Genomic DNA, 20,043 nt, shown 5'->3' on the forward strand with positions numbered 1-20,043 from the left:
TAAAAAGTATTTTAGCGGAGAACACAAATGCAAATTTTTTACGATAAAGACTGTGACTTATCAATCATCCAAGGCAAGAAAGTAGCGATTATTGGTTACGGTTCTCAAGGTCATGCACATGCACTTAACCTTAAAGACTCAGGCGTAGATGTAACTGTAGGTTTACGTGCAGATTCAGCTTCTTGGAAGAAAGCTGAAAATGCTGGTCTTAAAGTTGCTGAAGTTCCAGCAGCAGTTAAGCAAGCTGACCTCGTAATGATTTTGACTCCAGATGAATTCCAATCACAACTTTACCGTGACGTGATTGAGCCAAACATCAAAGAAGGCGCGACTTTAGCATTTGCTCATGGTTTCTCTGTTCTATATAACCAAGTTGTTCCACGTAAAGACTTAGACGTAATCATGGTTGCGCCTAAAGCTCCTGGTCACACAGTACGTTCAGAATTCCAACGTGGTTCAGGTGTTCCTGATCTAATTGCAATTCACCAAGATGCTTCTGGTAATGCACGTAACGTTGCGCTTTCTTACGCTTCTGGCGTAGGTGGTGGCCGTACAGGTATTATCGAAACTTCATTCCGTGAAGAAACTGAAACTGACTTATTCGGTGAGCAAGCAGTTCTTTGTGGTGGTGCAGTTGAACTTGTTAAAATGGGCTACGAAACTTTGGTTGAAGCTGGTTATGCTCCTGAAATGGCTTACTTCGAGTGCTTACACGAACTTAAGTTAATTGTTGACTTGATGTTCGAAGGCGGTATCGCTGACATGAACTACTCAGTGTCTAACAACGCTGAATATGGTGAATACGTAACTGGCGTTGAAGTAATTAACGAACAATCTCGTGAAGCAATGCGTAATGCATTAAAACGTATTCAATCTGGTGAATACGCGAAGATGTTCATTCAAGAAGGTGCGTTGAACTACCCATCTATGACAGCTCGTCGTCGTCAAAATGCTGCACACGGCATTGAAGTAACTGGTAATAAGTTACGTGCGATGATGCCTTGGATTCAAGCGAACAAAATCGTAGACAAAGAGAAAAACTAAGATTTCTCTTTAGCTTGAAACGTGCGTTAGCGAAGTAAAACTTCGCTCTTGCACTCGGGCAGAGCGGTGCTCTGCTAGTCCTCGTTCATACCTTGGATTCAAGCAAACAAAATCGTAGACAAAGAGAAAAACTAAGTCTCTTTTCTAGTGTTTCTAAAAAACCCTGCTTAATGCAGGGTTTTTTATTTTAATTCAGCTAAAAACCAAGCTTAAAAAATCATCATTAAGGTCAATTGACCTAGACTTAAGAAATTCTATATTTTTCATATAATTGGATGCTTAATTTTTGGTTACTTTATTGATTTCTAAAGTAAAAAATGCTTGACCAAATGTTAGATAATGTTATTGTTTATAACTGACTAAAAAAGTCGAATTTACTAATTTTCTTTAACGTGTTTAATTGTATTTTGTGCAATGAATTGAACAAAATAAAAAAAAGTATTGAATAATCATGGAAGTCCAGTATGGGTCATGTTGATTACGATAGCACATTGATCGTCGGCTCTTTTATTGCGGCTGGCGTTATCTGCTATATTGTGATTTCCATGGAGCAGTTAATATTTAAGCAAGCTTATAAAAAAGTTGAACCGCTTATTTTATTACTGAATGGTTTATTGCTCGCAGCAGCCATTAGTATTGTCCATATCGTAGGCATGCAGGCTTACCATTTATTTGAAACAGCCTACTCTAATATTTCTTTAGTGGCACTTTCTTTTGGAATTAGTGCTGTACTTTCATGTATCTCAATTTGGCTCACTACTCGCTTTACACTACCATTATTTAGGTTGGTTTTAAGTTCAATCATTATGGGAATTGGTATTTCCGCTTCGTACTATGTAAGTATGTTGGGCTGGAATATTGATATTTATAAGAAAGATTACACCTCATTTCTCATTTTATTTTCTGTCTTAATTGCCATGAGTGGGTCGGGTTTAGCTTTCTTGCTAGCCTATAAATTAAAAGAGAGCGAACGTAATCGGGTGAGTTTAAAACTCGCTTTTGCAGTCATGATGACCTTAAGTATTATGGGTATGCACTATACGGCACTCATTGCGACCAATATTACCGATAAATTTGTGAGCCAATATCAGGCTGAACATGACTTGCTGCTGTTTACCATTATTTTGGTCACTTGTTTGGTGCTGGTCGCGAGTTTTATTGTTGCAGTGCTGGAGCAGCGACTAAATCAACGAAATTTAGAACTACGTAAAGCCAATAAAGAACTCGCCAACCTCTCCATTCAAGATAATCTAACTAAGTTACCAAACAGACTTTATTTAGTTGATTACGCAGAAGTTCTTCTTTCAGACCATCGTTATAAAGACCAAAAAATTGCTTTTCTCTATATCGATTTAGATCGGTTTAAATCGGTAAATGATGCGTTTGGACATCACATTGGTGATCAGCTTCTTATTCAAATGGCCAATCGCTTACATTGGCAACTCAATGAAAAATGTAAGTTACTTAGAATTGGTGGGGATGAGTTTTTATTAATAGCTGAAAATACTGATATCGATGGAGCAGTGCATTTAGCAGAAAAAGTATTGCAGCTTATTCAAGAAAGTTACCAAATTTCTGGTAAAGAAATTAATATTTCGGCAAGCCTTGGTATCGCACTGTTTCCGGAACATGGACAAAATGTTCAAGACCTGCTGATGAATGCTGACGCTGCCATGCTGATGTCTAAAGAACAAGGCCGCAACACTTATACCGTCTTTAGTTATTCTACTCATCAACAAGAAACCAGAAGTCAGTCAAAACTAATCAACGATTTATATAAAGCAGTCGACGAAAAGCAATTTGTTCTTTATTACCAGCCGAAGTTTAATACCAATCTTGAAATTTGTGGGGTAGAGGCGCTTATTCGCTGGAACCACCCAACGTTGGGTATGCTTACGCCACACATGTTTATTGGCGGTGCAGAAAAGACAGGTTTAATTATTCCAATGGGATATTGGGCGCTTGAACAAGCTTGCCAGCAAATTCAGGAATGGGAGCGCAATAATACTCATTTTTATCCAGTTGCAGTCAATTTATCGGCCTTACAGTTTGAAAATAAAAAGCTCTTTAGTACCCTCGAAAGCCTGTTAAAAAAATACCAAATTAAGCCTCATCACCTTACTGTTGAAATTACCGAATCAACAGCAATGCGACATATCGACTTAAGCATTCGTGCTTGTGAGCGACTGCGTGATATGGGTATTCGAGTGGCCATTGATGACTTTGGAACGGGGCATTCAAGCTTCTTATATTTAAAAGATTTACCAGTTGATGAGCTTAAAATTGACCGTGGTTTTATTGTCGATTTAAAACCGGGTTCAAAAGAAGAAGTCATTTTAGAAAGTATAATTCACTTGGCGAAAAAGTTAGGTTTAACCGTAACAGCCGAAGGGGTGGAGACTCAGCAGCAAGTCGAGATTTTAACGCGTTTGGGTTGTCAGCAGTTCCAAGGTTACTTGTTGGGTATGCCTGTAAATGTAGGGCAACTGATCCAGTCACAAGGCGCTCATTTTGTTTAATCTCGACATTAGCTTAAAATTAAAAAATACTAATATATATAATATCTAAAATCATAATTTATTTAATCTAATGAAAAACAATAAGAAATTTAAAATCTTGGCATAAATTCCACATTGACACTTCTAAACTCTCAGATTATCCTTTGCCTGCTGGCCTACATTGCCAGCCGGTTGTCGCAGACCGATTAGTAAAGGCATCAGATTATTCCCTCTGAGGAGTAGTCTTGTGTGTAAATCGTCCCTCGCTCGTTGCGGTAGGACGAGTGAGGGACACCTTCGGGTGTGCTGATTCTTTACTATCAGTCTGCGAACCCTTGCTCGTTCTGCCACCATAATTCTAAATTAATGCTTTGGCAGAACTCCAAATATAAGGAGTTGGCTATGCATACTTTTTTTATACCACCAGATTAGTCTTTAACAAGGTTTGATTACTTTTGAGTTTTCAGACTTTAGTTCGTCACGACTAAAAAATCATATGAACAATAAAACTTGAGATGCGTTAGGGCCATCTTTGGGGCCTTTGCATGCTTTTTTTGCCCAAAGCAAAAGTTGCAGCCGTTTTTTCTCATTTAGACACAACAACAAATTAATTTATAACGGTACATATATGCCATATTCAAATCTCTCATTTCGCGCGTTAAGTGCGCTGCATAAGTCTCGCTATCTTTTTAGTCAACATGGTTTTCACAACGTCGGTGTCGATCGACTTGCGAGAGAGGCAGAGGTCCCGAAAGCCTCATTTTATAACTATTTCCACTCTAAACAGCGGCTGGTTGAAATGTGCCTAAACTTTCAAAAAGATGCCTTAAAAGAGCAAGTACACTCAATCATTTACATACAAAAAGATTTAGCCTTACGTGAAAAGCTCAAGAAGATTTTCTTTTTACATACCAATTTAAATGGCAACTATTACTTATTATTTAGAGCTATTTTTGAAATTGAAAAAATCTACCCGACAGCTTATCAAGTGGTGGTGCAGTATAGATATTGGCTCATTAATGAAATCTGTAATTTGCTTTTAACCCTAAAGAAAGAAGCCACCCAACAAGATGCTTATATGTTTTTGTTTGTAATGGATGGGGCAATTATGCAATTACTCGATACAAACAGGGGAGATACACGAGACATGTTACTGGTGTATATTTTAAAGAGTATTTTTATGAGTGATTAATTAATTTAAATAAATAAGCTTACCTAACACTATATTTTTATTAAGGAATATTTAAATAATTAAAATTATATAAAGTTAAGGCCGCTATGTAGCGAGTACATGTCGGCCTAATTTATATTGATTAAGAGAAGAAGCAAATCTGCTTATATAAATAAACTAAATTATTAAGTTTATTTAAGCAGCTGCACATCTCAGAGTTGTTTCGAGTTCAATTAGTTTGTTTATATAAGACCATGTTTCTTCAGGGTTAATTTCTGGCTTATTAACGGTGGCATCAATAATAAGTCCATCTATAATATTAAGAAAAAGGCTGCTTAGAACTTTTGGATCTTCAATTTCTAAATCTGAAAATATTTCAAAAACTACATTGTAAATCCAGTTTCGGTATTTATTAACTTGAACTTTAACAGATGGATACATTTGTAGTACTTCAATGGTCGCTTTTTTAAATAAGCATCCATTAAAATCTTCAGTATTAATCCAGTCGATATACCAATTAAAAACACTTTTAAGTTTATTTAATGGGTTGTTTATACTGTTAACTTTGTCTAATAAAGACGCCTGAACCTCTAAAATCCGTCGTTGAAGACATTCTTCAATTAAAATCTCTTTAGAAGAGAAGTACTTATAGAACGTCATTTTTGCAACATTGGATTCAGCAATAATTTTGTCAATACCAATAGAGGTATAACTTTTTTGATTAAAAAGGGTCATTGCTGTTGTTATAATCGTTTCTCTTTTTGACATTGGTTGCCCCGTCATAGATATTTTTTGATTAACTTTGCTATTGTAAAGTATGAAAGCTTAAATAAAACTTATTTTATGATATTTAAAAAATCATATTTATTCAATAGTTTGGTTTATTTTAAAAATTATGAATTTTTATATTTTATTGGCAATAGTTTACTTTTTTAAATAATATTAATTAATCCATTGATTTGTTGAGATAATGAACATAATATCGGATCGTTAAGTATGGGTATACGGAATTTATCCTTTTAGCAAATGAGTGCAAAATGGAAATAGAGGGATGACCCACAACTTAACTATAAGAAAAACTTTTTATTGAGAATGATTATGTCAAAAAAATTTGAAGACTTTGATAATCCAAGACAAAAAGCATTACAAGGTATGAAAAACAGTATTTCGGCCCAACAGTGGGAAGAAAACTTACAATTTCTCAAACAGTTAAGGAATAGAATTGCACATTTACCAGTAAGTCATCATCCAGCCATTGAAATATTAAATAACGGTTATCTTGATAAACAAACCCTGACACGTATTCATTTAGAATATCGTCATGCCATCGTACAAATTTTTACTGATGCTTTATTACAGGCGCAGTTTCTCACGAAGCAATTGGAACCAAAGCTTCACTCTGGCGCTAAAATGTTTCCTAGGGTGTTATTAAGCTTAAATATATTGGATGAATTCGGTTTTAGGCCGGGTTTAGGTAAAGATAATTATTATTTAGGGAACCCTGAATATGCACATTATCCTTTATATGAAGATTTATTGAATGATTATGGTTTGACTGAGGCTGACCGCCGTAATTATAAACCTTCTAAAATTTCAGATCAGGTAAGAACATTCTTAGAAGATTCTTATGATAGCTATATGAAAGTTGTGGCTTTATTGGCCGTAGCAGAAGAAGAAGTCATTCTTTTTAGCCCACCATTAAGACAAGCAACCAAGTTTGTAAATATTGATGTTGAGGGTGGGGGATATTATCACGTACATGGTGTTTCAACAGATGAAACGGCTGAAGCTGCTGATGATGACCATCAAGACGACTTGTGGTTTGCATTAGCACAAGCGATTACTCCAAGTGACTATGAAAGTTTAACAAAACTATGTCTTGATTATTGTGCATTGTGGACTGAATTTTGGGATGCCCAAATTGCCGATGTTCAATTTATTGAAGAAAAGAAATTGGCATAAGTTTCTAAGTTTATTCATAAAAAGCCTGTTTATATTGAACAGGCTTTTTTAATGGTGAATGCTATGAGTTCTTTAGGGCTTCACGAAAAATATTCCCGACATGAAAACACGGGCAGACAACTCAACAATCTCTAAACAGTACCTATAAATCTGCTACAATTACGCCAATTTTTATTTTGATCGACTTTAGATCTTTGGCACTGCAATCTCCGCAGTAGGTGTATTTCATGAGTTTTAAAGATGAGTTAGCGGCACAGGTCGCTCAACGACGCACATTTGCTATTATTTCCCACCCCGATGCCGGTAAAACCACCATGACAGAAAAACTGTTGTTATGGGGTAAAGCAATTCAGGTTGCAGGGATGGTAAAAAGCCGTAAATCTGACCGTGCAGCTACATCTGACTGGATGGAAATGGAAAAAGAACGTGGTATTTCGATCACCACGTCTGTTATGCAGTTCCCATATAAAGGTCACACGATTAACTTACTCGATACACCGGGGCACGAAGACTTCTCGGAAGATACTTATCGTACGCTTACCGCGGTTGACTCTGCACTCATGGTAATTGACGGTGCAAAAGGTGTCGAAGAGCGTACCATCAAATTGATGGAAGTGTGTCGTATGCGTGACACACCAATTATTTCTTTCGTCAACAAAATGGACCGCGAAATTCGTGAGCCACTTGAGTTGTTAGACGAAATCGAAAACGTTTTAAACATTCGTTGTGTACCAATTACATGGCCACTTGGTATGGGTCGTGACTTTGCTGGTGTATACAATATTCTTGAAAATAAATTGTATGTGTACAAAGCAGGTTTTGGTTCAACAATTACAGATATTGAAGTGCGTGATGGTTATGACCATGCCGATATTCGTGAAAAAGTAGGTGAGTTAGCTTGGGCTTCATTTGAAGAGTCGCTTGAGCTTGTACAAATGGCAAATGAACCATTAGACCGCGAGCTTTTCTTACAAGGTAAACAAACACCTGTTCTATTTGGTACAGCATTAGGTAACTTTGGTGTTGACCACGTTCTAGATGCATTTATGCACTGGGCACCTGAACCTAAAGCTCACCCAACGCAAGAGCGTGTGGTTGAAGCGAAAGAAGAAGGTTTCTCTGGTTTTGTATTTAAAATCCAAGCCAACATGGACCCTAAACACCGTGACCGTATTGCGTTCATGCGTATTTGTTCAGGTAAATACGAGAAAGGCCTGAAAATGAACCACGTGCGTATTGGTAAAGAAGTCCGCATTAGTGATGCATTGACTTTCTTGGCTGGTGAGCGTGAGCACTTAGAAGAAGCATGGCCAGGCGATATTATTGGTTTGCACAACCACGGTACAATCCAGATTGGTGATACTTTCACTAGCGGTGAAAACCTGCACTTCACTGGTATTCCACACTTCGCGCCAGAAATGTTCCGCCGTGTACGTTTGAAAGATCCATTAAAGTCAAAACAGTTGCAAAAGGGTTTGAAAGAGTTGTCTGAAGAAGGTGCAACTCAGGTGTTTATGCCGCAAATTAGCAATGATTTGATCGTGGGTGCAGTTGGTGTGCTTCAGTTTGACGTTGTTGCTTACCGTTTGAAAGAAGAATATAAAGTTGACTGTGTTTACGAGCCAGTAAGTGTAAATACCGTGCGTTGGATTCATTGTGATGACGATAAGATTCTTAATGAGTTCAAGAAAAAAGCACATGACCAACTTTCAATTGATGGTGGCGGTCACTTAACGTATCTTGCTCCAAGCCGAGTAAACTTGCAGATTATGCAAGAGCGCTGGCCTGATATTCAGTTCCGTAACACACGTGAACACTAAGCATGTAAATGTGACAAACAGCTTCGAATAGAAGCTGTTTTGTTTTGAAAAATAAGAAAGGATGATGAAATGAACTTGAGTAAAAAGGCCATTATTGCGCTTATAGTTGCAGTCATAGCACTAATTTCTGCTATTTCTGCATTTCTTTGGAAAAGCACTCATTCCTCATCATCTTCTCAAAAAAATCCGGTTTCTGCTCAAGAGCATCCTGCTGAGAAAGCAGAGGTTTTACCTTATTTAAACTTGACCGAAACCAAGGCAAATTATGCAGTTCCTTTTTGTGAAAAGAAAAACTGTATTGATGTCGATATTCAAACCATAAAAACCCAAGACACTTGGCTAAATAGCTGGATTGAAAAAAGTCAGGCGAAAGTTATACAGACTCAAATTGATTTGAAAAAAGATTTGAGCTTGCAACAAGCAGTAGATGCTTATGTTAAAAAGTCGGACGAATGGCAAGAGAAATATTCTAAAAACCGTGCTTACGAATTACACATTCATACGCGTATTGCTTCGCAGCGCAACCAATATGTTTTATTGCAGTTAGGGTTAGACAGCAAACAAGAAGAAGTCACTATAAAAGATCGTTATTATTTTTTCGTGGCTGATCGTAAATTGCATAAAAGCTTAACTTTGCTTGATGTACTTCAAAAAGACCAACAAACCACTGTGCATCAAATCGTGCAAACGGCTTATCAGGATTGGCTGAAAAAACAAAATGCTGACGTTAAAAAAGACGCACCAAAAACTTTGTATTGGGGACAAGCAGACTGGTTCTTTGATGGTGAGGGTGTAGGTCTGCACTATCAGGCAAATCAGATTACGAAAGATGCCCCTCAGCTCGATATTTATTTAACGACAGAACAAACCAAAAAAATATTACAACCTGAGGTTTATGAACAAATGTTTTAAGTTGGTAGCAGAATTTGCAACCTACTTATAGATGCGCTAACTTCATATCAGTTATGCATAATCTTCTCAGAATAAAGGCAAAATATGATGTTAACTTCTAAGGCCTCGCTACGTTTAACGCTACTTGCTTCTGCACTATTTTTAGTGGCATGTCAGCCTAAAAGTGATCCTAAAGAGTCGAAAGATCAGCAAAAACCAGCAGTGGTTGAGCAAAAGCCTGTGGAGCTGACTTTAAAAGGGGAAACAGTGCAAAGTAAGGTGGTTTTACCTGACTGTAGTGGTAAAACTTGCCCTGAATTTACTGTAGAGCGCTTGCAAAGTAACTATCCATTTATTGATAAGATTATTGACCAACAAGTTTTAAAAGCACTCGGCCAGATTCTTGAGATTGCAGAGCCAGATGCAAAAGCAGCAAAAGCGGATAAAAAGACAGAGGCTTCCGCAGTTGCCGCTACAGATCAACCAGATAGTTTCGATGCTCAGGTTCAGCGCTATGCCAACTCATTTATTGGATTAGACAAGGAACTAAAAGAGTTAAGTAGTAATCATCAGATTAATCTTTTAGTGAAGCCTAAAATCATACAGTCGCAAGGTAAAGTCGTAACTGTTGTGGTTAACAGTAGTAGCTATTTGGGTGGGGCACATGGTTCGGCTGCACAGCACTATTACAATTTTGATTTAAAAGAGGAAAAGCAGGTCAAACTTGAAAACTTGCTGCGTCCAGAGAAAAAAGCGGCTTTAGAAAAGTTAGCACATGAAGCGTTTAAAGCTTGGGTGACAGATTCAAAACTTGCCAATAGTGTGAGTGAATATGAGCAAGCTTGGCCGTTCAAACTCACCGAAAACTTCTTGCTAGGTGATCAGGGCTTAATTCTTCAATATGGCGAATATGAAATTGGTCCTTATGTTGTGGGGTTGCCTCGTTTAGTTATTCCGTATGATCAATTACAAGATGTGTTGAAAGAAGAATATTTACCGCAGCCTAAAGCTAAACCTGCTTCGGCACCAGCTGCAAAAAGTGCTAGCTAATGCATTTGTTTGATACCCATACCCATTTTGATGTTGCCGATTTTGATGAAGATCGGCAACAGTTAGCACTCGAGGCTAAAAAAGTGGGTGTAGATGCTTTGGTGTTAATAGGCTTTTTACAGTCACGTTTTGATGAGTTGGTACACACCCATCATCAGCTCAAGCAGTGGGATAATGTACCCACTTCTTATTTAGCGCCGGGGTTGCATCCGTTTTATATTGAACAACACAGGCCAGAGCATCTTTCTCATCTTGAACAAATTTTACAGCAAGAAGACTGCGTGGCAGTCGGTGAAATTGGCTTAGATACTTTTCTGAAAGAGCATAAGCAGCCCGATGTATATGCCAAGCAAAAACAATATTTTGCTGACCAGTTAGAACTAGCAACCCAATACCAAAAACCAGTGCTGCTTCATATCCGAAAAGCACATGGCGATGTGCTTGCATTATTAAAAGCGCATAAGTTTAAACTTGGCGGCATTGCTCATGCCTTTAGTGGTGGAGTAGAAGAGGCGAAAGGGTTAATTAAACTCGGTTTTAAAATTGGTGTAACGGGGCAAATTACCAACCCAAATGCGAAAAAGCTTCATACGGTTGTGCAGGCTATAGGGGCGGAGCATTTAGTGATTGAAACGGACTGCCCAGATATGACACCGCTTTGCTGTCAAACCTCTGCTGAGCAGCGTACTCGCAATACTCCTGTAAACTTACCGTTTGTACTCAAAAGTTTGGCCGAAAATTTAAATATGGCTGAGTCAGATTTAGCCGAAAAACTATGGAAAAACTCTCTATCTGCTTTGAAATTATCATAATAAAAATCAAAGATTAGAAATATTAACTAAAACAAAACACAGCGATTAGAAAAGAAGCTTAAAGTAAGAAAACAACATGTAAAAACGTGAAAAATAACATTGCCAGACATGGGAGGATAACCCAATGGCTAAGTATAGCAATATCAATAGTTTTAATGCTCTACAGACGCTAACAGTAGGTTCCAGCAATTATCAGATTTTTAGCTTAAGCCAAGCCGAGAAAAAGCTAGGTGACATTGCCAAACTGCCGAAATCATTAAAAGTACTGTTGGAAAACTTATTACGGTTTGAAGATCAGCATAGCGTTAAAACAGAACACATTCATGCTTTAGCAGAGTGGTTAAAAACCCGTAGTTCAGATCAAGAAATTCAGTACCGACCTGCACGGGTTTTAATGCAGGATTTTACTGGTGTTCCGGCTGTGGTTGACTTGGCTGCCATGCGTGCAGCAATGGCACAAGCGGGTGGTGACCCTGAAAAAATTAATCCGTTATCGCCTGTAGACTTGATCATTGACCACTCTGTGATGGTTGACCATTTTGCCGATGATCAGGCTTTTGAAGAAAACGTTCAAATTGAAATGCAACGTAATGGTGAGCGATATCAATTTTTGCGTTGGGGACAATCTGCATTTAATAACTTTAGTGTTGTGCCTCCCGGTACAGGTATTTGCCATCAGGTCAATTTAGAATATTTGGCTCAAGCAGTATGGCTCGGTGAAGATAATGGCCAAACTTTTGCTTTCCCCGACACCTTAGTCGGTACAGACTCCCATACCACCATGATTAATGGTTTAGGTGTATTGGGGTGGGGCGTTGGTGGTATTGAAGCAGAAGCTGCTATGTTAGGCCAACCTATTTCTATGCTCATTCCTGAAGTGATCGGTTTTAAACTCACAGGCAAATTACAAGAAGGGATTACTGCAACTGACTTGGTGCTTACCATTACTCAAATGCTTCGCCAAAAAGGTGTAGTGGGTAAATTTGTAGAGTTCTATGGCGATGGTTTAGCCGATTTACCACTTGCTGACCGTGCGACCATTGCCAATATGGCACCTGAATACGGTGCAACGTGCGGTTTCTTCCCAATTGATGAAGTGACTTTAGGTTATTTGAAGCTAACAGGCCGTCAAAATGACCGTATTGCACTGGTTGAAGCATATAGCAAAGCACAAGGCTTATGGCGAAATGCAGGTGATGAACCTGTTTTCACAGATACGTTAAGTTTAGATATGAGTACGGTTCAGGCAAGTTTGGCAGGTCCAAAACGTCCTCAAGACCGTGTGCTTTTATCAGAAGTACCAAAAACCTTTAATGCACTCATGGAATTAACGCTTAAACCAGCTAAAGAAGCTAAAGAGCGTTTAGAAAATGAAGGTGGCGGCGGTACGGCTGTACAAGCGACCAAATCCAATATTCAGCATGAAAACCCATCCTGTGTAATTGACGGAGAAAAGTATCCTTTAAATCATGGCGATGTTGTTATTTCAGCGATTACTTCATGTACCAATACTTCTAACCCAAGTGTAATGTTGGCAGCAGGTTTACTTGCTAAAAAAGCCATTGAAAAAGGCTTGCAGCGTAAACCGTGGGTGAAAAGTTCACTTGCACCCGGCTCTAAAGTCGTGACCGACTATTTATTGGCGGCTGGGCTTACGCCGTATTTAGATGAACTTGGGTATAACTTGGTTGGTTATGGTTGTACAACCTGTATTGGTAACTCAGGTCCACTACCCGAACCAGTTGAAGACGCAATTCAATGCCATGATTTGAATGTTGCATCAGTACTTTCGGGTAACCGTAACTTTGAAGGGCGTGTACACCCATTAGTTAAAACAAACTGGCTTGCTTCGCCACCTTTGGTAGTTGCTTACGGTTTAGTTGGGAATATTCGTACCGACTTAACGACGCAACCCATCGGGGAAGGTAAAGATGGACAACCTGTTTACTTAAAAGATATCTGGCCAAGTCAGGCAGAAATTGATGAAGTGCTGCAAAAAGTAAATACTGACATGTTCCACAAAGAATATGCTGCAGTATTTGATGGTGATGAAAGTTGGCAAGCGATTCAGATTCCAAAAAGTAAAACTTACGAATGGGCTAATGACTCGACTTATATCCGCCATCCACCGTTCTTTGAAGGGATTGGTGAACCGCCAAAACCAATTAAAAATATTGAGCAGGCACGTATTTTGGCAGTGCTTGGGGACTCGGTAACAACCGACCATATTTCACCAGCGGGTAATATCAAAAAAGACAGTCCAGCAGGCCGCTATTTGCAAGAGCAAGGTGTTGAACCAAAAGACTTCAACTCTTATGGTTCGCGACGTGGTAATCATGAAGTCATGATGCGAGGCACGTTTGCCAATATTCGTATTAAAAACGAAATGCTCGGCGGCGAAGAAGGTGCTAATACCATACATGTGCCAAGTGGTGAGAAGCTTGCTATTTATGATGCCGCAATGCGTTACCAACAAGAGCATACACCGCTCATTATTATCGCTGGTAAAGAATACGGAACAGGTTCTTCACGTGACTGGGCTGCCAAAGGTACGAACTTGTTAGGTGTTAAAGCTGTCATTGCTGAAAGTTTTGAGCGTATTCATCGTTCAAACTTGGTGGGTATGGGCGTGTTGCCACTCCAGTTTGTTGATGGACAAACTAGACAGTCGCTCAACTTAACCGGTCATGAGGTTATCTCGATTCGTGGTTTATCGGATGGTATTCAGCCTCATGAAATTCTTGAAGTTGATGTGAAAGGGCCAAATGGGGTAGCCAGCCACTTTAATGTGTTATGCCGAATTGATACGTTAAATGAGGTTGAGTACTTTAAGGTTGGTGGTATTTTGCATTATGTACTTCGGAATTTGATTGCTGGTTAATGTTGTCTTGAGATTAATACCAATCAATATTTTTATTGGTTGGTATTTGAAGAATTATCACGACGGGGTCTTCCCGTAAAAAATTCTAATAGCAGTAGCTCATAACCCTACTTTTGTTTCGGCAAAAGTAGGCAAAACCATTCCCATTCACAGAACCTGTTCAATATTAATTAGCATCTTACGTTTTGCAAAAACAGTATCTTGTCGATGCTCGACAGGCTGTGAATGGCTTTGGCACCAATCAGATAGCTGACTAGTGCCAAGTAGCAATTTGGTTTTGAAAAGCAGTAAAATACTCCCCGTGTTTTATATCCCCTCAAAGAGTAGCAATGACCGATCTCCAACAAGATGAATATGACCGCCGTTTTGCAGGTGTAGCCAAAATTTATGGTGATTCATCGTTCCAGCACTACGAACAAAGTCATGTGATGGTGATTGGTATTGGTGGGGTTGGTAGTTGGGCAGTAGAAGCTTTAGCACGTACAGGTATTGGCGAGATCACACTAGTCGATATGGATGTAGTTGCAGCATCAAATGTGAACCGTCAGCTACCTGCAATGACATCAACTCTGGGCTGTGAAAAAGTTGAAATTATGGCGGAACGTTGTCGCCAAATTAATCCGCGTATTAAAATTAATATTATTGATGACTTCTTAACACCTGAAAATGTCACAGAGCTTTTAAACCCTGTACCAGACATTGTTTTGGACTGCATCGATGATGTTAAAGCAAAACTGGCTTTAATGCTTCATTGTCGTTTTAATAAGATTCCTTTGATTGTATCGGGCGGAGCAGGTGGTAAGCTTGATCCACTTAAAATCCGTGTGGCTGATTTATCAAAAACAGAACAAGATCCAATGTTAGCGAAGCTACGTAGTCAACTTCGTGCTCGCGGCATCTGTAAAAAGCCAAAAGAGAAATTTGGCATTACCTGCATTTATTCTATCGACAATCCATTTTCAAGCGCAGATGTCTGTCCATCGGCTGGCTTGCGCTGTGGAGGTTATGGTTCAGCGGTGGTAATCACTTCAAGCTTTGCTATGATTGCCGTGGCCGAAGTTTTGAAAAAGCTTGATTTAAAGAAAGCCTAATTTAAATATTGAAAAGGCATGCGCTTATGTGAGTGCATGCCTTTTATTTTTGAGAGAAACTATTTAATCGTACAGCTCTATGTTGTCTTGCTGGGGCTGTGTAGGTAGCTGCTGATCATAAAATTTAAAGCACCATAAAATTAGAATAACGATGGTGCATATTGCGAAACCTTTTAAATACTTCATGAAGAATTCAATCAAGTGAATGGTCTTGATTAAAATTCTAGTCAAGGTTATTTATCTAATCTAATATAGAAAATAGACTAAATTATCTAATTTTGAGATGGTAATGCTCACATTAAAACAATTCCAATATTTCATAAAAATTGTTGAAGAAGGGAGCTTTACTGCTGCTTCAGAAAAGCTATTTATTGCTCAGTCTGCTTTAAGTCGACAAATGAAACTATTAGAAGAAGAAATTGATTTTCAGTTGTTTGATCGCACGGACAAAAGAGCAAAACTCACGGCAGCGGGAGAGGTCTTCTATAAGAAAATAAAAGATAACCTGCTTTATCTAAATGAAATTATTGACCTGTCTAAAAGTGTGTCGGATGGGAAAAACCGTCAGATTAAAATTGCTCATTCAAGTAGCATTGTTATGGATCATAAAAAGGTTCAAATATTAAAAGAAGTTAGCTTAACCCAGCAGCTGAGTTTTGAGTTGAATACCTTGTCATCAGAACAACAGATCTTAGCGTTAATGAATGGTGAAATTGATATTGGTTTTATTCGGCCACCCGTTCGGCACACACTGGATGAGATGAGTGTTGTTAAGCTATATGAAGAGCCATTAATGGTGGCTGTACATATTGATCATGCCAAATTTGCTAAAGAAGAAAAGGTTTATTTAAAAGACTTAAAAGATGAGTGTTTTGTATCTACACCTCATGCTGAAAGAGGGGGCTTAAGTTATTTGGTCGCAAATCTGTGTTTAGCAGCAGGATTTACCCCACAAAAAGCCCCGATTCAGTCACGGAAGGTTTCGCAGCTACAATTGGTTGCTACAAATTTGGGAATCAGTATAGTTCCTAAAGAGTTCAAACAAATTTTGCCTAATCAAGTAAAGCTTTTACCTTTGGCAGATCATTTGTCACTTTCAGAAGTTTTATTGGTCTATAGAAAAGATCATGATGAAATGATTCAGCGCTGTGCCGAGCAAATTCATCAAATGTTTTTATCTTAAAAAGCAGTAAATTAACCTAATCTGTAGTAAGTGTAGGTGACGTTGTCGTCTTTGTAGACGTCATAACTGCTTTGTTTGAAGTCTGACACCCATTCACTGCCTGTGTAACCAGCAATATGTCCATAAACGTGATTGCGGGTTCTGTGAATGATGTAAATGTCGCCTTCTTGTGGCTCATCAAAAGCTGGGTTAATTTCTTTATAGCCAATCTTTTTCAGGGTATCGCCCCAATCAGATGCTGCAATAGGATGGTTTTCAACATCGGCACCAGCAGATTCAAGCGCGAGGCGAATGCTACGTGCACAGCGGGCTTTGCTGCGTCTAGAGGTAACACTTTCTAATTTTGCCACGAATTTTTCTACATCTATGGCTGGAGGGGTGTTGCTTTCAGTGCGGTGATTATTGGGTTTCATGGTGAAGGGATAAGGAAGGCTTGGTGTGCTGTGTGATACAACAATCGCTGCCTGATTTGAATCCTGATACATATAATTATCAGCTACTTGTCCGTCATAAATAATCATCGTGAAATCTCTACCCGTACTACCTATATCCGTATTTAGAAAATCACCACCTACCTGTGGCGTTCAGAGATACTAATTGCCCAAACTTAAAAGTTTTGTTTATGTTATGTAATAACGTATCTTTTTTCCAGTTTTTATTTCTGACTGAAAAAAATAGCCTAGTTGAAATAGCGACTAAAAGCAGTGAAATTTAATTGTTTGATATTATTCATTATAAATAATTAATCAGAGCTTAAATTTGAATATTTTGAGCCGACATTTGCGAATATACTCAAAATCTAAGTCTCTGATTTAAAATGCCACATTTTCTTACAATTTAAGAAGGCTAAGCGGGCTTAAACCTGATGCTCTTTTACATATTCTTCAGTACGAATAATGGCAGCTTGCATGTTTTGAATTGCATTCTCGACATCAGCTAAAGTTTTCGCATTTCCACCGCTCAATGCCTGACGCCATTTACGGGCACCCGGTAAATTTTGGAATAAACCTAAAATATGACGGGTAATGATAGAGAGTGGCGCACCTTCAGCCATGCGTTGTTCGATATAAGGCAGCATTTGTTCCATAATATCGAAACGGTCTGGTGCTTCTAGGCTCCAAAGTTGGCCAAGCTCAGCAAGTAAGTAAGGGTTGTGATAGGCTTCACGGCCAATCATCACGCCGTCAACGTGCTGTAAATGAGCTTGAGTTTCGGCAAAAGTTTTAATTCCACCATTAATTTCAATGGTCAGGTGTGGGCGTTCTTGCTTTAAACGGTAAACATCTTCATAACGTAGTGGTGGCACTTCACGGTTTTCTTTCGGAGACAAACCTTTCAATATCGCAATGCGTGCATGCACAACAAAATGAGTACAGCCTGTTGCCGCAACAGTGTCTACAAAGTGCAGCATTTCTTCGTAAGACTGCATGTCATCAATACCGATACGGTGCTTTACCGTTACCGGAATATTCACCGCTTTTTGCATGCTATGAATACATTCAGCGACCAAATCTGGTTCTGCCATTAAACATGCACCGATTTTATTATTCTGGACACGGTCACTTGGACAGCCTACATTGAGGTTAACTTCATCGTAACCCCAGTCTTCAGCCATTTTTGTGCAGGTCGCAAGCTCTTGCGGATTTGAGCCGCCAAGTTGCAAAACGATAGGGTGTTCTTGTGCGCTGTAGTCCAAGTGGCGTTTTGCATCACCAAATAAAATCGCGCCTGTCGTTACCATTTCGGTATACAGCACAACGTTTGGGTTAAACAAGCGTGCAAAGAATCGGTAATCCTTTGTAGTCCAGTCCATCATCGGTGCGACAGAAATACGAGGTTGTAACGATTGAAGTGATTGCATAACCAATAGACCCAAAAGTCGCTAAATTAAAGAAAGGGCAGCATTATACGGGGTTTAGCCTTGAATCGACAGAGGCTTTTAGCCGTATAATTTATAACCGCCCTTATAGTGAATGTAGAAAGATGATTTTTAACAAGTTACGTTATGGCTGGCCCAGCTGCTTTTTTTTGTAAGAAAGCATCAATCACACTAAACAAAATGCAAAACACAACGAGTCCAACACCGGCAAGACATGTCATGGTCCATCCGCCATGATTCCATGCAAAAATTCCTAATGCTGAACCAGCTGCGCCACCAATAAAATAAGTCGTCATATAGATGGCATTAATACGAGATTTAGCATCTGGACGTAAGCGGAAAATAATACTTTGATTACTGGTATGAACGAGCGCGAGTGCCAATTGAATTAATGCAAAACCAATAACATAAGTAGAAAGTAAAGTTTGTCCGAAATAGAAACAAACCCAGCTTACCAAGAACAGTCCACAACCCATCCAAGTAAGTAATCTTGTGTAGCCTTGGTCGGCGTATTTACCAATATAGCGCGTGGATAGTGCACCAAAGATACCGACTAGAGGAACTAGTCCGATAAATAGATCGGGTAAATGATGTGCCGAGGTAAGAAGTAATGCAATAGTAGAATATAAAGTACTGACTGCTGCAAAGGCAAAAGCACCCGTAAGCGCTCTTAATAATAATCGCTTTTCTTGCTTCAAAAGCTGAGCCATGGAAACAAAGATTTGTCCATAGTTCATTTTCATACGCAGGACATAAGGCAAGCGGCTTTTTAAAGTAAATGCCAATAGAAGCATTAATACACCGCTTACCACATAAACCACTTTCCAGTGGAAAAGATTGGAAAATAAGCCTGCCAGACTGGTAGAGAGTAAAATCCCAACCAATAATCCACTCATTAAAAAACCAATAATCTCGCCTGTTTTCTCAGGTTTAACCGTCATGGTTGCAAGTGGAATAAGAACTTGAGCTGCAACAGAAAACAAGCCAGCTAAAATTGTACCAATCCAGAGCATGGGCAAGTTAACAGCAAACGCAGAAGTAAATAGACCAACTGCGCAAAGCACCATCAAAAATGGAATAGCCTTGGCTTTATTGACGATATCACCCATCGGAACAATAAAGAGTAAACCGAGGGCATACGACACCTGAGCAAATGTCACTGTTAAAGCAGCTTGTGCTTGCGTTACAGCAAACTCTTGCTGAATAGAGTGAATTAGAGGCTGACAGTAATAATTCACACCTGCACATAAGCCACATGCTGCTGCCATCAACCAAAGCAAAGGTTTATTTTGACTGATATCTTCAGGGGTAGACATGATGTTCTCTCAGTTTTATTAGGTATATGCCGTTGCTTCAACTTCAATAAGCATGCGTTCTAATGCAAGGCGTGGCACAGGAATGAGTGTGCAGGCTGGAAAAGGATGATTTTTCCATAGATTTTGCATGATTTTAATTAAAATTTGGTGTTTTTCATCCGAGTGGTCAACAATTAAAACTCTTAAAACAGCAATATCTGAGATTTGTGCGTTTGCTGCAGTTAAGGCATGTTGAATGTTATTAAAAACTTGAGTGGCTTGTTCTTGAAAGAGTGGGCTGAGTTCGCCTTTTGAATCTTCACCGCCTTGACCAGCTACATGAATAATATTTTTAAAATTTTGGACTACTGCAACATGACTATAAGCATTTGGGGTTGGGTTATATAAAGATGATGGATTTATGATTTTAAAAGCTTCTTTATTCATTGGAATTCGACCGTTCATT

Annotated in this window: 17 protein-coding genes; 11 read left to right on the top strand and 6 right to left on the bottom strand. The window is 38.9% G+C overall.

Annotated elements, in window-relative coordinates; all coding sequences use genetic code 11:
- The first annotated feature begins 27 nt into the window (after window positions 1-27).
- The 3 genes from ilvC to RMA95_RS03305 all read left to right on the top strand — a co-directional run bounded on the left by ilvC (window position 28) and on the right by RMA95_RS03305 (window position 4,734).
- Entirely contained in the window at window positions 28-1,044 is a 1,017-nt protein-coding gene (ilvC, locus tag RMA95_RS03295) for a ketol-acid reductoisomerase (RefSeq protein ID WP_032005583.1), read from the top strand.
- Between the two features lie 464 nt (window positions 1,045-1,508).
- Window positions 1,509-3,563 (top strand): EAL domain-containing protein, encoded by a 2,055-nt coding sequence (locus RMA95_RS03300; RefSeq protein ID WP_311069580.1) that lies wholly within the window; start codon window positions 1,509-1,511, stop codon window positions 3,561-3,563.
- 607 nt (window positions 3,564-4,170) lie between these two features.
- Window positions 4,171-4,734 carry a TetR/AcrR family transcriptional regulator gene (locus RMA95_RS03305; protein WP_019458096.1) on the top strand — a complete coding sequence of 188 codons (564 nt, stop codon included), beginning with the start codon at window positions 4,171-4,173 and terminating at the stop codon, window positions 4,732-4,734.
- A gap of 174 nt (window positions 4,735-4,908) precedes the next feature.
- Here the strand turns inward: RMA95_RS03305 and RMA95_RS03310 are convergent, their stop codons facing one another.
- Complete coding sequence (locus RMA95_RS03310) at window positions 4,909-5,481, bottom strand: TetR/AcrR family transcriptional regulator (protein WP_134262255.1); 573 nt, start codon at window positions 5,479-5,481, stop codon at window positions 4,909-4,911.
- A gap of 330 nt (window positions 5,482-5,811) precedes the next feature.
- Here RMA95_RS03310 and RMA95_RS03315 point away from each other — a divergent pair, with 330 nt between their 5' ends.
- The 7 genes from RMA95_RS03315 (at window position 5,812) to RMA95_RS03345 (ending at window position 15,220) form a co-directional block, all read left to right on the top strand.
- A complete protein-coding gene (locus tag RMA95_RS03315; protein ID WP_004698707.1) occupies window positions 5,812-6,675 on the top strand; it encodes a hypothetical protein in 864 nt (287 codons plus the stop codon).
- 227 nt (window positions 6,676-6,902) lie between these two features.
- Window positions 6,903-8,495: a peptide chain release factor 3 gene (locus tag RMA95_RS03320; RefSeq protein ID WP_004698705.1), complete on the top strand. Its 1,593-nt coding sequence runs from the start codon at window positions 6,903-6,905 to the stop codon at window positions 8,493-8,495.
- A 69-nt stretch (window positions 8,496-8,564) separates the two neighbouring features.
- Complete coding sequence (locus RMA95_RS03325) at window positions 8,565-9,407, top strand: hypothetical protein (protein ID WP_311069581.1); 843 nt, start codon at window positions 8,565-8,567, stop codon at window positions 9,405-9,407.
- Window positions 9,408-9,494: 87 nt separating this feature from the next.
- Window positions 9,495-10,436 (top strand): RsiV family protein, encoded by a 942-nt coding sequence (locus RMA95_RS03330; protein WP_263612930.1) that lies wholly within the window; start codon window positions 9,495-9,497, stop codon window positions 10,434-10,436.
- Entirely contained in the window at window positions 10,436-11,248 is an 813-nt protein-coding gene (locus RMA95_RS03335) for a TatD family hydrolase (protein WP_263612931.1), read from the top strand. The genes RMA95_RS03330 and RMA95_RS03335 overlap by 1 nt, the downstream gene beginning before the upstream one ends.
- A 124-nt stretch (window positions 11,249-11,372) precedes the next feature.
- On the top strand, window positions 11,373-14,129 hold the full coding sequence (gene acnA / locus RMA95_RS03340) for an aconitate hydratase AcnA (protein WP_311069582.1): 2,757 nt from the start codon (window positions 11,373-11,375) through the stop codon (window positions 14,127-14,129).
- Between the two features lie 329 nt (window positions 14,130-14,458).
- Window positions 14,459-15,220, top strand: coding sequence for a tRNA threonylcarbamoyladenosine dehydratase (locus RMA95_RS03345; protein WP_311069583.1), 762 nt, complete (start codon window positions 14,459-14,461; stop codon window positions 15,218-15,220).
- 63 nt (window positions 15,221-15,283) lie between these two features.
- Here the strand turns inward: RMA95_RS03345 and RMA95_RS03350 are convergent, their stop codons facing one another.
- Entirely contained in the window at window positions 15,284-15,406 is a 123-nt protein-coding gene (locus tag RMA95_RS03350; RefSeq protein ID WP_081404853.1) for a hypothetical protein, read from the bottom strand.
- Between the two features lie 103 nt (window positions 15,407-15,509).
- On the opposite strand from RMA95_RS03350, the gene RMA95_RS03355 reads away from it, so the two are divergent.
- Window positions 15,510-16,403, top strand: a complete 894-nt coding sequence (locus RMA95_RS03355) for a LysR family transcriptional regulator (protein ID WP_311069584.1) — start codon at window positions 15,510-15,512, stop codon at window positions 16,401-16,403.
- An 11-nt stretch (window positions 16,404-16,414) separates the two neighbouring features.
- Here RMA95_RS03355 and RMA95_RS03360 read toward each other — a convergent pair whose 3' ends face one another.
- The 4 genes from RMA95_RS03360 to RMA95_RS03375 all read right to left on the bottom strand — a co-directional run bounded on the left by RMA95_RS03360 (window position 16,415) and on the right by RMA95_RS03375 (window position 20,024).
- Window positions 16,415-16,924: a hypothetical protein gene (locus RMA95_RS03360; protein ID WP_002050979.1), complete on the bottom strand. Its 510-nt coding sequence runs from the start codon at window positions 16,922-16,924 to the stop codon at window positions 16,415-16,417.
- A gap of 335 nt (window positions 16,925-17,259) precedes the next feature.
- Complete coding sequence (dusA, locus tag RMA95_RS03365; protein ID WP_311069585.1) at window positions 17,260-18,264, bottom strand: tRNA dihydrouridine(20/20a) synthase DusA; 1,005 nt, start codon at window positions 18,262-18,264, stop codon at window positions 17,260-17,262.
- A 137-nt stretch (window positions 18,265-18,401) separates the two neighbouring features.
- Window positions 18,402-19,598 carry an MFS transporter gene (locus RMA95_RS03370; protein ID WP_263612936.1) on the bottom strand — a complete coding sequence of 399 codons (1,197 nt, stop codon included), beginning with the start codon at window positions 19,596-19,598 and terminating at the stop codon, window positions 18,402-18,404.
- Between the two features lie 18 nt (window positions 19,599-19,616).
- Window positions 19,617-20,024 (bottom strand): RidA family protein, encoded by a 408-nt coding sequence (locus RMA95_RS03375; protein WP_263612937.1) that lies wholly within the window; start codon window positions 20,022-20,024, stop codon window positions 19,617-19,619.
- Window positions 20,025-20,043: the final 19 nt, after the last annotated feature.

Origin of the sequence: Acinetobacter sp. V110_1 (assembly GCF_031798975.1) — a bacterium.
GTDB classification, from domain to species: domain Bacteria; phylum Pseudomonadota; class Gammaproteobacteria; order Pseudomonadales; family Moraxellaceae; genus Acinetobacter; species Acinetobacter nosocomialis_A.

Excerpts from the sequence above, each read along its gene's own strand:
- ilvC (WP_032005583.1), top strand. The coding sequence starts at position 28 with ATGCAAATTTTTTACGATAAAGACTGTGACTTATCAATCATCCAAGGC.
- RMA95_RS03300 (WP_311069580.1), top strand. The coding sequence starts at position 1,509 with ATGGGTCATGTTGATTACGATAGCACATTGATCGTCGGCTCTTTTATT.
- RMA95_RS03305 (WP_019458096.1), top strand. The coding sequence starts at position 4,171 with ATGCCATATTCAAATCTCTCATTTCGCGCGTTAAGTGCGCTGCATAAG.
- RMA95_RS03310 (WP_134262255.1), bottom strand. The coding sequence starts at position 5,481 with ATGTCAAAAAGAGAAACGATTATAACAACAGCAATGACCCTTTTTAAT.
- RMA95_RS03315 (WP_004698707.1), top strand. The coding sequence starts at position 5,812 with ATGTCAAAAAAATTTGAAGACTTTGATAATCCAAGACAAAAAGCATTA.
- RMA95_RS03320 (WP_004698705.1), top strand. The coding sequence starts at position 6,903 with ATGAGTTTTAAAGATGAGTTAGCGGCACAGGTCGCTCAACGACGCACA.
- RMA95_RS03325 (WP_311069581.1), top strand. The coding sequence starts at position 8,565 with ATGAACTTGAGTAAAAAGGCCATTATTGCGCTTATAGTTGCAGTCATA.
- RMA95_RS03330 (WP_263612930.1), top strand. The coding sequence starts at position 9,495 with ATGTTAACTTCTAAGGCCTCGCTACGTTTAACGCTACTTGCTTCTGCA.
- RMA95_RS03335 (WP_263612931.1), top strand. The coding sequence starts at position 10,436 with ATGCATTTGTTTGATACCCATACCCATTTTGATGTTGCCGATTTTGAT.
- acnA (WP_311069582.1), top strand. The coding sequence starts at position 11,373 with ATGGCTAAGTATAGCAATATCAATAGTTTTAATGCTCTACAGACGCTA.
- RMA95_RS03345 (WP_311069583.1), top strand. The coding sequence starts at position 14,459 with ATGACCGATCTCCAACAAGATGAATATGACCGCCGTTTTGCAGGTGTA.
- RMA95_RS03350 (WP_081404853.1), bottom strand. The coding sequence starts at position 15,406 with ATGAAGTATTTAAAAGGTTTCGCAATATGCACCATCGTTATTCTAATT.
- RMA95_RS03355 (WP_311069584.1), top strand. The coding sequence starts at position 15,510 with ATGCTCACATTAAAACAATTCCAATATTTCATAAAAATTGTTGAAGAA.
- RMA95_RS03360 (WP_002050979.1), bottom strand. The coding sequence starts at position 16,924 with ATGATTATTTATGACGGACAAGTAGCTGATAATTATATGTATCAGGAT.
- dusA (WP_311069585.1), bottom strand. The coding sequence starts at position 18,264 with ATGCAATCACTTCAATCGTTACAACCTCGTATTTCTGTCGCACCGATG.
- RMA95_RS03370 (WP_263612936.1), bottom strand. The coding sequence starts at position 19,598 with ATGTCTACCCCTGAAGATATCAGTCAAAATAAACCTTTGCTTTGGTTG.
- RMA95_RS03375 (WP_263612937.1), bottom strand. The coding sequence starts at position 20,024 with ATGAATAAAGAAGCTTTTAAAATCATAAATCCATCATCTTTATATAAC.